Source organism: Parabacteroides sp. ZJ-118 (assembly GCF_011038785.1).
Taxonomy (GTDB): domain Bacteria; phylum Bacteroidota; class Bacteroidia; order Bacteroidales; family Tannerellaceae; genus Parabacteroides.
Window position 1 is genome coordinate 1 of sequence record NZ_JAAKDT010000004.1, and the last position, 12287, is coordinate 12287.

Sequence of the window (12287 nt, forward strand, 5' to 3'; positions counted from 1 at the left end):
CGCGCTGAGAATACGCTCCAAGTGGTTGCGGGCTTGGCCTTTCAGGTAGGGTATCTGCACGATGATGCTGTCATGGGTCAGGCTCTCGATGAATGGGTCGGGAACGCCCTCCTCTATCCGGCAGTCGTCATAGTCAAAGTAGTGGCGGCGGACATACACCACCGGCTCACGCAGGTCACCCACCTTGTGCCCCAGCAGGTAAATGGAAATAATGGGAAGGCCGAAACCTTTGGAAGAGTCGTCTTCGCGCAGGTTCTCCTTGTCCAGGTACTGCACACCTAAGTATTGCCGGAAGCGCAAGGTCTCCGTGATGAGCCACGTCTTCTGTATCTCGATGAGCACCAGCCGCTCCGCGCCCGAGGCGTCGCGCACCTTGGCGGAGAAGTCGATGCGGAACAGCGAGATGCGAGTCTGCTGCATGTTGGTGTACTCGTTGCGGCGCATCTCCAGCTCCGTGATCTCCTGCTTCAACAGGGCGGAAAGGAGTATCTTCGCCACACGGTTGTCTTCCATCAGAAACTTGAACACCGAGTCGTATATGGGATTTGCTATCAGTAACATGGCTCTATTTTTTTAGGGATTACCGAACAAAGAAACGAATATCTTTCCGCTTTTCCTAATCTTTCTTCCTTTTTCTCGGCCACATGATTATTCATCTCCTCGAAAATGTCTCATGATAGCCTGATAGCTCCTATTCACCGTATAATTTTCACACAAGAATCTGTACCCCTTTTCCCCCATCTCCCTCATCCGCTTGTCGTCCTCTACCATACACTCGACCCTCTCCATGAAGGCATCTATCTTTCCATTCTCTGTCCACAGGCCGAAGCCTTCGCGTTCGGCAATGCGGCCCATATCGGTGTTTTCATCGGTAGCGAGGAGCACAGGCATACGGTTTTCGAGGTAGCTGAGCAGGCGCGAGGGAAAGTTCGGTATGGAGAAGCGCGGGTCGAGGAATATCAAGCCGACATGGCACGCCCGAACCAGGCTGTCATATTCCTGCTTGGGAAGAGCCGAAAGCAATCCGGCGTTTTTCGGGGCATGCTCTTCAAACCAACGGGCTATCTTTGGATATTCCGTGCCGCTGCCGACCACCACCATATAGCTGTTGTCCCGCCCTTCATTGGCTTCTATCACCCGGAGCAGGAAATCAATCCCTTGCGGTTTGCCGAGGTTGCCGCCGTAGATGAACAGTGTCTTGTCGACAGGAATATTGAACTTTTCAAGTAACTCCGAGCGTTCTGCCTGCGTCGGTTGGGGAATGTCGGTGACCTCTATCGCGTTAGGGCAAAGCTCGACTTTGGCAGGATCAACCGCCGGGTTATGCTTGATGACGTACGCGCAGTTTGCCGGCGACATACATCCGATTTTGTCGGAAATCTCATACAGTCGTTCCTCTTTTTTACGGAACATCTTATGTAGAAAACCGCCCTGCTTCATCATGCCGAGGTCGACAGCATTCTGCGGGAATATATCCTTCAGCATAAGGTAACTCCGGCAGCCGCACCGCCCCTTCACCCGTTCGATTACTTTGTTGAAAGTAATCGGCGGAGTGGAATAAAGGACAAGGTCAAACCGGACATCCCCCCAATATTTCCGGATCGCCTTGTCAAACTGCCGTTCGAGTAACAGTGTGCCTATTCCTTTCTCTACAACATTGGTTTTCTGAATATTGAGCGTTCTTATCTTAAGAATACGGCAATGCGACTGTTCGATAAGATGCGTAGGCTTGCCAAATCGCCGCTCCGTGGGCGAAGCGATATAAACATCATTGCCGCGATTTATAAACTCGCGCATGAGGTCGGAGTAGATACCGCGACTGTTCATGTTTTCGATGCGCGAAAGAGACAGGAACAGGATATTCATAGATTAAAACTTGCGCCAGACCATCTTGTTGACCACGCCGGTGTAGGACTGGATGAGTTTGACGATTTTGGTGGAGACGTTGGTGTCGGTGTAGTTGGGAACCGTGAGGCCGAGGTGACCATTGCGGTTCATCTCCACAGCTACATCGACGGCTTGCAGCAACGAGTGCTCATCAATGCCGGCAAGAATAAAGTCGCCTTTGTCGAGGGCCTCGGGGCGCTCGGTTGAGGTGCGGATGCAGACGGCGGCAATAGGTTTGCCGATACTCAGGAAGAAGCTCGATTCTTCAGGCAATGTACCGGAATCGCTGACTACGGCGAAGGAGTTCATCTGCAAATTGTTGTAGTCATGGAAGCCGAGCGGCTCGTGGGCAATCACGCGGCGGTCAAGTTTGAAACCGCTTGCTTCAAGGCGTTTGCGGCTGCGCGGGTGGCAACTGTAGAGTATCGGCATATCGTACTTGTCTGCCATGGCGTTGATGGCGTTGAAGAGCGACAGGAAGTTCTTCTCCGTATCGATATTCTCTTCCCGGTGGGCAGACAAAAGAATGTATTTGCCCTTTTCAAGACCGAGACGAGTGAGGATATCGGAGGCTTCGATGTCGGTGAGGTTGTTGTGCAACACCTCGGCCATAGGCGAACCGCAAACGTAGGTGCGCTGCGGCGCAACGTTCGAGGCGTTCAGATAGCGGCGGGCGTGTTCGGAGTAGCAGATGTTCACATCAGAGATGATATCGACAATACGGCGGTTGGTCTCCTCCGGCAGACATTCGTCGAAACAGCGGTTGCCGGCCTCCATGTGGAAGATGGGAATGTGGAGACGCTTGGCACCGATAACGCTCAGGCAGGAGTTGGTATCACCGAGGACAAGCACTGCATCGGGCTGGGTCTCGACCATCAGCCGATAAGAGGCGGCGATGATATTACCCATTGTCTCGCCAAGATCTTTGCCGACGGCATCCATATACACTTCGGGGTCTTTCAGCTTCAAGTCCTTGAAGAAAACGCCGTTGAGGTTGTAGTCGTAATTCTGCCCCGTATGGGCAAGGATCACATCAAAATACGCGCGGCAACGGTTGATTACCGCCGCAAGGCGGATAATCTCGGGGCGTGTGCCGACGATAATCAGCAGTTTGAGTTTGCCGTTATTCTTAAATTCAGCCATTTACTTTTTCGAAGAATGTGTCGGGACGATTGGGGTCGAAGCACTCGTTACAGTACATGACAGTCACGAGCTCTTCGGTGTCCGACAGGTTAATAATATTGTGCGTATAGCCGGGGAGCATGTGGACGGCCTCGATTTTGTCGCCGTTGACCTCAAACTCGATTACCTCGTCTGTGCCGAGTTTGCGCTGTTGGATAAGTCCATGGCCTTTCACGACGATGAACTGTTCCCACTTGGTGTTGTGCCAGTGTTCGCCTTTGGTGATACCCGGCTTGGAGATGTTGATGCTGACCTGCCCGACATTGGTACTTTTAACGAGTTCGGTAAACGAACCGCGAGGATCCACATTCATCTTCAGCGGAAATGCCACTTTCTCCTTTGGCAGATAGCTCAGATAGGTGGAATAAAGCGCCTTGGCGAACGAGCCGTCGGGTATCTCAGGGATAACAAGCGTCTGCGGTTGTGCCTTGAATTGGTTCAGCAAGTCGACAATCTGTCCGAGCGTCACCTTATGGGTGTGCGGCACATAACAGTAACGTCCATCAGCCCCACCCTTGCCCTCCCCACAGGGAGAGGGATTTATGCCGTCATAGTCACAATGGTGCTCCTTACCCTGCAGGGCGGCGATCATCTCATCAACGAGGTCGTCGATATAGAGCAGCTCCAACTCCACCGCCGGGTCGTTGACCTGTATCGGCAGGTCGTTGGCGATGTTGTGGCAGAAGGTGGCGACAGCGGAATTGTAGTTCGGGCGGCACCACTTGCCGAACAGGTTCGGGAAGCGGTAGACCAGCACCTTCGTGCCGGTCTCTTTGGCATACTCGAAGAATAGCTCCTCGCCGGCCTTCTTGCTCTCGCCGTAGGGATGTCCGGCATAGCGGCCTATCAGTGTCGCTTGAATGGAACTTGACAGCATCACCGGGCAGCGATTGCCGTGCTTCTTCAGCGTGTCGAGCAATGTCGAGGCGAAGCCGAAGTTTCCCTTACGGAAGTCTTCGGGATTCTCCGGGCGATTGACTCCGGCAAGATTGAAGACGAAGTCGGCCTCTGCACAGTAGCGGTCAAGCTCTTCCGGTGTGGAGTCGATGTCGTACTCAAAGACTTCAAGCCCCCCTCCGGCTTCCCCCACAAGGGGGAGGGTCAAGACACGGCGGTCTTTGCCGTCCCGGATAGTGTGCAATTGGGACACAAGGTTTCGACCGACGAACCCCCGGGCGCCGGTCACTAAGATTTTCATGATATTCGTACTTATCTTTTAAGCAGAAAGAAACTAATCGAAGTAATTGTAAAGTCGGATAAACTTATCTGTAAAAAGTTGCAATAACTGAGGTTGCTTCTCTAATTCTGATTTTCTCACCATAATATAAGCACTCTTCTGTACAATTTGATAGTGCTCAAATACATCTTCAGTGAAACGGGTAGCCATTATTCTACAATAGACTCTGAAACGTTTTGTAAGATATTCGCTTTCGCCCCTCATGTTCGCACTTATAAAACCAAACGAAGCACGAGGATTCTGATTGGCAATTTCCTGCATGATAGCTATACAAGTATTAATGACCGGACGCACCTCATTCAATCCAGTCATCAGACTATATTTATCTTTACTGTCCCGATGGGCTTTCAAGTGAAATTTTATCGCATACATATCATGCTCATACGCCTCCACCCACACCCAATACCATTGATGTGACTTTGGCGATCTAAATGCATAAAGCAACTTGTACCTTAAAAAAGGTATTTTCGTCACGAGCCTCATCAAACCGTTGTACAAACCGATAGTTATAATGCGAAACTTTCATTCCAACCCCCAAAGCCTACATTAGGTAAGGGTAAACATCAATACGCAAACGTTCCAGCTCTTCGGAGGGCACCTTTACGAATTCATTCCCATAAATCAATTTATCTCTTTCGCTTTTAGGAAGATAAGAGAAACGCTCCTCCAATATGGTTTGCCATTCTTCAGGAGTTTTGAACTTACGCCTTGCAACTTTATTCTTTCCCATAATCTCATAATATGATGATGCCACAAAAGTAATCACTTTTCCTACAGAAGCAAACGATTTTCCCTTTTTCCGTTCATTATTACTATTTTATTCCTTATTTGCTCTTGATCTCAGCGTTCGAAGAGTTCAGCCCCCCTCCCCCCACAAGGAGGGGGAATAGATTATTAACAACCTACAAAATTAAATTCAAAAATTCACCGGGAGTCAACACTTGGATACTGGAAAAACTAAAATCCCTCGCGTTACGAGTGATAATATAATTCACGTTTTTCCTTGCAGCCGCGAAATACTGCACGGCATCTTCAAAATCATTATACCGACAATCTATCGCGTTATCAATAGCGTTACATCCGATTTCCACGATCGTTACAAATTTTCGCAAACGGACCAACGCATCATACAATCGCTCTTTAGAATACGATTTACGTGTAATATATGCAAGGTTGACAATTGTCAAATCAGAAACCAACAATTCCACTTTTTTCTCAACAGCGAGCTGAAATAAAATCATCACGTCTTGAACCCAAGGCTCCCGATCTTCAAGCAAATCGACAATCACGTTCGTGTCAAGAAAAAGTTTCATTTATTCTCTATATTTTGATTCCAAGCAATCACTTTTACGCTCCCTCCAGCTCTTGTCATTTTTGTCCGATGACAAAATTCCCGCTAACGCTCTCACCTCGTCAGAAACCTGTATTTTTCTCGTTCTGTCCTCTTTGCCCGAAATAAATTTCAAAAGGAATTTCTCGACCATGTCAGATAAATCGATCCCTTTTATCCTTGCATAGTCAAAAGCCTCACGCAACGTGTGTTCGTCAATATTTAAAACAGAGTTTCCTTTCATACAAATTCATTTTCTGCAAACGTACGAAATAAAAACAAGAATCGCAACTCACTCCGACTTGATGTCCATCGCTTTCACCCGCTTGTCCAATCCGAGGTCTTCGCGGATAAAGCGCAAGCGCATCAGTTGCTCTTTCATTCCCTCCACATCGAGGCGGCGCGTGTTGTGGCTGTGATAGTCTTCGATCCTGCTCACCGCCTCGTTGCCCTGTAATCGTTGTTATGGGGTTGCCAATGTGAATCTTCAAAAGCTTCCTGTAAGGGGAAGAGCCCTTGTCTTGGCACTCCTATTCCAGAAACGGACGGACATTCCCCTCCTCCATGGAAAGGAGGTCGGCTATTTCCCGGACGGACATTCCACGTTCGTGCAGGCTACGTATCGTGGCAGACAAGGCCTTGTTCTGTTGCTCTATTTCACGAGCCTGCCGTTCAAGCTCCTTGTCTTTTTGCTCTATTACCTTATCTCTCTGCTCAATCTCATGGTCTTTTGCCATGATGACGGTGTCACGCCTCTCTATCTCCGAAAGGATTTCATCTTCCACCTCCATGTCTCGACGTATTTCCGGGGTGGCAGCCGCCTGTGCCAAACGGTTGAACACCAGATGTTCGTCGCCTTGCAGGTGAGTATCGCTGACTCCTAACAGGTGATCGTCCGTGGGGATGCGGTACTCTTGGTCGAACGCGCTGAGAATACGCTCCAAGTGGTTGCGGGCTTGGCCTTTCAGGTAGGGTATCTGCACGATGATGCTGTCATGGGTCAGGCTCTCGATGAATGGGTCGGGAACGCCCTCCTCTATCCGGCAGTCGTCATAGTCAAAGTAGTGGCGGCGGACATACACCACCGGCTCACGCAGGTCACCCACCTTGTGCCCCAGCAGGTAAATGGAAATAATGGGAAGGCCGAAACCTTTGGAAGAGTCGTCTTCACGCAGGTTCTCCTTGTCCAGGTACTGCACACCTAAGTATTGCCGGAAGCGCAAGGTCTCCGTGATGAGCCACGTCTTCTGTATCTCGATGAGCACCAACCGCTCCGCGCCCGAGGCGTCGCGCACCTTGGCGGAGAAGTCGATGCGGAACAGCGAGATGCGCGTCTGCTGCATGTTGGTGTATTCGTTGCGGCGCATCTCCAGCTCCGTGATCTCCTGCTTCAACAAGGCGGAAAGGAGTATCTTCGCCACACGGTTGTCTTCCATCAGAAACTTGAACACCGAGTCATATATGGGATTTGCTATCAGTAGCATGGCTTTATTTTTAGGGATTACCGAACAAAGAAACGAATATCTTTCCGCTTTTCCTAATCTTTCTTCCTTTTTCTCGGCCACATGATTATTCTTATTTCTTATTCGCTCCTGATCTCCGTATTCGAAGAGTTCAAAGCCCCCCTCCGGCTCCCCCCACAAGGGGGAGGGACAAGACACGTGCCGTCCTTAATGGCGTTGAATTGAGCGCAAAGGTTCTTGCCGACAAAACCTTTAGCTCCTGTTACTATAATTTTCATTCCGAACGTATCTCCCTCTTGGTGTCCGCTTCAATCAGTCCGAGGTCTTCGCGGATAAAGCGAAGGCGCATCAGTTGCTCTTTCATTCCCTCCACATCGAGGCGATGCGTATTGTGGCTGTGGTAATCCTCAATCCGGCTGACCGCTTCGTTGCCCTGCGTGAAGAACTTGTCATAGTTCAGGTCGCGAGTATCGCAAGGGATACGGAAGTAGTTACCCATGTCGATAGCCTTCGCCATCTCCTCGCGTGTCACGAGCGTTTCGTACAGCTTCTCACCATGGCGTGTGCCGATCACCTTGACCTCGGTTTCGCCATACTTCGGGTCCACCTTGGCATAGATTTCTTTCAGTGCCTGCGCAAGAGTGGCAAGCGTCGCTGCCGGAGCTTTCTGCACAAACAGATCGCCGTTATGACCATGCGTAAATGCGTAGACAACGAGGTCGACAGCATCGTCGAGCGTCATCATAAAGCGCGTCATCTCCGGGTCGGTGATCGTAATCGGCTGGCCGTTCATCATCTGGTCGACCCACAAGGGAATCACCGAACCGCGACTTGCCATCACATTGCCGTAGCGGGTACAGCAGATGGTGGTAGTTGCCCCCTCGCCCAACTCACGCCCTTTGGCAATGGCAATCTTCTCCATCAACGCCTTGGAAATACCCATAGCATTAATAGGATAGGCGGCCTTGTCGGTCGAGAGCACAACAACATTCTTCACACCATGCTCAATGGCTGAAAGCAGCACATTGTTAGTTCCCTCCACATTGGTGCGAGTGGCCTCCATCGGAAAAAACTCGCACGACGGCACCTGCTTCAATGCCGCAGCCGAGAAGACATAATCCACGCCGCGCATGGCGATGTCGACCGACTCCTTGTTGCGCACGTTGCCGATATAATACTTCACCTTCGGATTTTGCAGCTTGTGCCGCATATCGTCCTGCTTCTTTTCATCGCGACTGAAAATGCGGATCTCACGGATATCGCTGTCAAGAAACCGCCGCAACACGGCATTGCCGAACGATCCGGTTCCGCCGGTTATCAAAAGAGTTTTATCTTTGAATACTGACATATTATGTTGTTATATTATTTCGAAAGTAAGGATTCATACAAATCGACATATTTACCGAATTGGATATCTTTATTAAAGCACTGTTCTGCTCGCTTACGACAAGTGTCCGAGCTAAAGTTGCCGGGATTATTCAATATCTTCATTATCGCTTTAGCAAGAGCCTTCACATTCCCTTTCTCAACGACAATTCCGGTATGTTCATCAACCGCCTCGGGGCTACCTCCGGTACGATAAGTAGCCACAGGCGTTCCGCAAGCAAGGGCTTCAAGATTAGTCGTGGGAAAGTTGTCAGCATACGTCGGATTTACAAACACTGCTGCTTCACTGTAGTGCTTAACCAACTCATCAATATTTTGGGTACGCTTTATTCCGACAATGCCTTTGGGTAATTTCTCCAATTGTCCATCATTCAAACCTATTAGCTTAATTTCAATGTCTTGCGGAAGCAATTGTCTTAACTTAACCATATCAGGCAAGCCCTTGCGAGGAGACCATGGAAGCGCCACTCCCAAAACGACTTTCTTTTTCTTGTATTTAGGCTCGAACTTCGTGGTATCTATACCGTTGTGTATCATCCGTATCGAGCAGTTCTTCATAGACTGTTTTACGAAGTTTCCAAGCCAATTAGATACTGGCACAATAGTAAGTCTTTCATGAATCCGTGAAAACAAATCCTTTCTGAGAATGAAATTAGCTCTGCTTCTATCTGCGAATGTTTTTTGTGGGCATCTATTACACTTGGTTTGCCATTGATTACAATTCACATCATCAAAGTAAGCGCAACCACCGGTAAACGCCCAACAATCGTGAAAAGTCCATACAACAGATGTTTCAATCGTTGCGAGATATTGAAACAACAATGGATAGTTGAGCCAATGGTCATGAATGTTATGTAGATGAATAATATCCGGCTTGTAACTGTCAATCCACTTAATCAGACGCTTGGTCGGTCTTTTGCTACCCAATCCTTCACGGTCAAAAAGCCGATGTTGCGCATAATGCGCATATACATCGAAACGATTACCGACCTTAACAAGTTGCGACTGCGAAGGATTCATTTCTCGACCGTAAGCAATCGCCGATTCCCAACCACGAGCCATCGCCGCCTGACCTATTCCCTCGGCAATCCGACCTGTCGATCCCCAGTTCGCTGTCACATTCAGTTGAAGTAATCTTGGCATTACGCACACCTCCTTTCTTTTGCGAAGAAGAGATGCGAGTAACACTTTAAGTTATAATAACTTAGACTAGTGCCGCAATGGGGGGGGGGTAATTATTTGATTGTCAACGCTTAACAATTCAGAATACAGATCAACGTATTTATCGTATTGAATATCCTTATTGAAAAACTGTTCAGCACGCTTGCGACAGACTCCCGAATCAAAACAAATTTTACTTTCAGCCAATGAAAACAATGCTTTAGACAATTCGTCAATGTCTCCTGGTCTTACGGGTATCCCAACTTTTGGAGAAAGCAATTCTTTAATAGCTGTGTCAGCATAGCCAATTGATGGAGTGCCACAAGCCAAACCTTCAACTAAAGTCAACCCAAATGTTTCTGCTTTTGACAGGCATAAAACAGCATCAGCCCGACTATACAATGTGGCAAGTTCGCCAACACTATTGGTGCGAGGTATACCAATTATTCTCGGAGGAAGTGATTTTATCTGTCTTGGAGAAAGTCCCACAAGTATAATTACAAATTTTTCAGGCAATCTTTGACAAAGAGCCACGTAATCGTTTAATCCTTTCCTTTCCGTCCAGACATTTGAAACCCCTATCAAAACGCACTTTCCCTCAAGTGTAAACTTTTGATTTATCTCGTCAACTGCTCGTGGATAGAATACTGAAGTGTCGATACCGTTGTATATTACCCGATGATCCAAATCTTTAAATATCGATTTGGCGACAAGCGAATCAAGCCAATGCGATACCGAAACTATTGTAAGATTCTGCGATAGGTCTCGAAGCAGTCTTTTTTTTAGCTGGAAGTTATTATGTGTGTTGTCGATTAAAGCTCGTGGAATCTTGCACTCCCTACCACATTCGGTTTGCCATTTACTGCAATTCACATCATTAAAGTGAGCACATCCGCCGGTAAATGCCCAACAATCATGAAAAGTCCAAACTATCGGCGTGTCGATCGTCGACAGATATTGAAATAGTATTGGATAGTTGAGCCAATGGTCATGAATATTATGTAGATGAATAATATCCGGACAGTAGCTATCAATCCACTTTATCAAGCGCTTGGTCGGTCTTTTGCTACCCAATCCCTCACGGTCAAAAAGGCGATGTTGAGCATAATGCGCATAAACATCGTATTTATTACCGACCTTAACAAGCTGCGACTGCGAAGGATTCATATTCCGACCGTAAGCAATCGTCGACTCCCATCCGCGAGCCATAGCCGCCTGACCGATACCTTCGGCAATCTTTCCTGTTGATCCCCAGTTGGCGGTTACGTTTAGTTGCAAGAACTTCATTGCAGTACATATTTCTTTGATGTATTTGAGAATAGCATCAATGTCATAATAAAGAAAAGAAAAAAATTTGCGTGAAGAAAAACACGATATATCTATCCATTTACTAAGCTAATCTTGAATTTAGAAAATTCAGTAACCTGCCAATCTGGTGTTCGGCAGTTTTATGCTGGTAGATAAAAGTTCGAGCATGTTCCGCCATCAAGGATCTATCTTCATCAGGTAATGAAAGTACTTCCTGCAATCTATCAGCCAAGCCACATATTGTAAGATCATTAACTGTATAGAAATAATCATAATATTCACACGGAATCCCTTCTAACTTATACCCAAGCATAGGAGTACCCGAAGAAAGATATTCTATTGTTTTTGAAGGAAAAGAAAAACGGGTGATAGCCTCTGTCGGCTTACGTGGATTAACCAACAGCGTAGCCTCCTTCTGTAAAAGCAAAAAATCACTTCGCAAAATCATTCCTCTATAATCTATCCGATTATCCTTTTGGGCACACTCTTTTATATAAGTCTCGCAAAAACCAGAACCACATATAACCAATCGATAATTTACATTCTTTAGTAGCATGAAAGCATCAACAAGGTCCTTAATACCTGAAAATTCCTCTAATGTACCGCCATAAAGAATCTGCTTCAATTTTTCTTCCTTCTGTCTATTCTCTACAAAAGATAATTCATGTTGACCATAAATACCTTCAATTACAATATTATTTCCTATTGCCTCCGGAATCTTTTCTTCCATCGCCTTTGAAAGCAACACAAAATAATCAATATTCTTATATAATTTCTTTTGCCTTCTTTTTTCTATTACTATTTGAATGTGTTTTAAAAAGAATCTGTTTGAATTAAAATTCATCGCATCATCAATCAAATCTGTAATGACACAACAGATATGCAAATTAGGATACACACATTTCAATTGAACCAAAGGCTCAACAAACATGGCAGCAGACGTATAGACCAAAGCGACTAAAGGTTCATTGGTAGTACAATTCACTCCTGCAATCCATTTCTTTACATATTTCTTCAACCGTTTTTGTATATTCCATTCCTTATAAACAGGCAGTGCTGAGTATTTCAAAGATAAACCATAAGATTTATCTTCATATACAACATCTGACTCCGGCACAATACATTTCTTAAAATGAAAAGGAAATGTCCCCAAAGCAGGAAAAGATACCACGCTAAAATCCGTATCATTTTTAATTAGCCCCTCTAAAATAGCCCATTGAAAAGCATCCACTTGGTTCAACAACGATGCACCATGAGCACAATTATCAGCAAAATACGCCTTAGAAACAGATGAATATAATGACGAAATAAATAAAATTCTCATAAAAACAGG

12 protein-coding genes and 2 pseudogenes are annotated in these 12287 nt (G+C 46.8%); all 14 read right to left on the reverse strand.

Annotated elements, in window-relative coordinates:
• A pseudogene (locus G7Y39_RS02340) lies at nucleotides 1–561 on the reverse strand (hypothetical protein); the annotation flags it as partial.
• A gap of 87 nt (nucleotides 562–648) precedes the next feature.
• Entirely contained in the window at nucleotides 649–1866 is a 1218-nt protein-coding gene (locus tag G7Y39_RS02345) for a glycosyltransferase family 4 protein (RefSeq protein WP_165154704.1), read from the reverse strand.
• Between the two features lie 3 nt (nucleotides 1867–1869).
• The gene (wecB, locus tag G7Y39_RS02350; RefSeq protein ID WP_165154706.1) at nucleotides 1870–3030 is read right to left on the reverse strand and encodes a non-hydrolyzing UDP-N-acetylglucosamine 2-epimerase; all 1161 of its coding nucleotides are present in this window, start codon (nucleotides 3028–3030) and stop codon (nucleotides 1870–1872) included.
• Entirely contained in the window at nucleotides 3023–4267 is a 1245-nt protein-coding gene (locus G7Y39_RS02355; RefSeq protein WP_165154708.1) for a capsular polysaccharide biosynthesis protein CapF, read from the reverse strand. Before G7Y39_RS02355 ends, wecB begins: the two co-directional genes overlap by 8 nt.
• A gap of 33 nt (nucleotides 4268–4300) precedes the next feature.
• Nucleotides 4301–4618 (reverse strand): hypothetical protein, encoded by a 318-nt coding sequence (locus G7Y39_RS13595; protein ID WP_241159947.1) that lies wholly within the window; start codon nucleotides 4616–4618, stop codon nucleotides 4301–4303.
• 229 nt (nucleotides 4619–4847) lie between these two features.
• On the reverse strand, nucleotides 4848–5036 hold the full coding sequence (locus tag G7Y39_RS02365; protein ID WP_165154702.1) for a hypothetical protein: 189 nt from the start codon (nucleotides 5034–5036) through the stop codon (nucleotides 4848–4850).
• 172 nt (nucleotides 5037–5208) lie between these two features.
• A complete protein-coding gene (locus G7Y39_RS02370; RefSeq protein WP_165154710.1) occupies nucleotides 5209–5619 on the reverse strand; it encodes a PIN domain-containing protein in 411 nt (136 codons plus the stop codon).
• Nucleotides 5620–5880, reverse strand: a complete 261-nt coding sequence (locus tag G7Y39_RS02375) for a DUF6364 family protein (protein WP_165154713.1) — start codon at nucleotides 5878–5880, stop codon at nucleotides 5620–5622. It lies immediately after the preceding gene.
• Nucleotides 5881–5928: 48 nt separating this feature from the next.
• A pseudogene (locus G7Y39_RS02380) lies at nucleotides 5929–6090 on the reverse strand (UDP-glucose 4-epimerase); the annotation flags it as partial.
• A 76-nt stretch (nucleotides 6091–6166) separates the two neighbouring features.
• Nucleotides 6167–7120 carry a hypothetical protein gene (locus tag G7Y39_RS02385; RefSeq protein WP_165154719.1) on the reverse strand — a complete coding sequence of 318 codons (954 nt, stop codon included), beginning with the start codon at nucleotides 7118–7120 and terminating at the stop codon, nucleotides 6167–6169.
• Nucleotides 7121–7373: 253 nt separating this feature from the next.
• Nucleotides 7374–8447, reverse strand: coding sequence for a polysaccharide biosynthesis protein (locus tag G7Y39_RS02390; protein WP_165154721.1), 1074 nt, complete (start codon nucleotides 8445–8447; stop codon nucleotides 7374–7376).
• Between the two features lie 14 nt (nucleotides 8448–8461).
• Complete coding sequence (locus G7Y39_RS02395) at nucleotides 8462–9628, reverse strand: glycosyltransferase (protein WP_165154723.1); 1167 nt, start codon at nucleotides 9626–9628, stop codon at nucleotides 8462–8464.
• A 66-nt stretch (nucleotides 9629–9694) separates the two neighbouring features.
• Nucleotides 9695–10933: a glycosyltransferase gene (locus G7Y39_RS02400; protein WP_165154725.1), complete on the reverse strand. Its 1239-nt coding sequence runs from the start codon at nucleotides 10931–10933 to the stop codon at nucleotides 9695–9697.
• Nucleotides 10934–11036: 103 nt separating this feature from the next.
• The gene (locus tag G7Y39_RS02405; RefSeq protein ID WP_165154726.1) at nucleotides 11037–12278 is read right to left on the reverse strand and encodes a glycosyltransferase; all 1242 of its coding nucleotides are present in this window, start codon (nucleotides 12276–12278) and stop codon (nucleotides 11037–11039) included.
• Nucleotides 12279–12287: the final 9 nt, after the last annotated feature.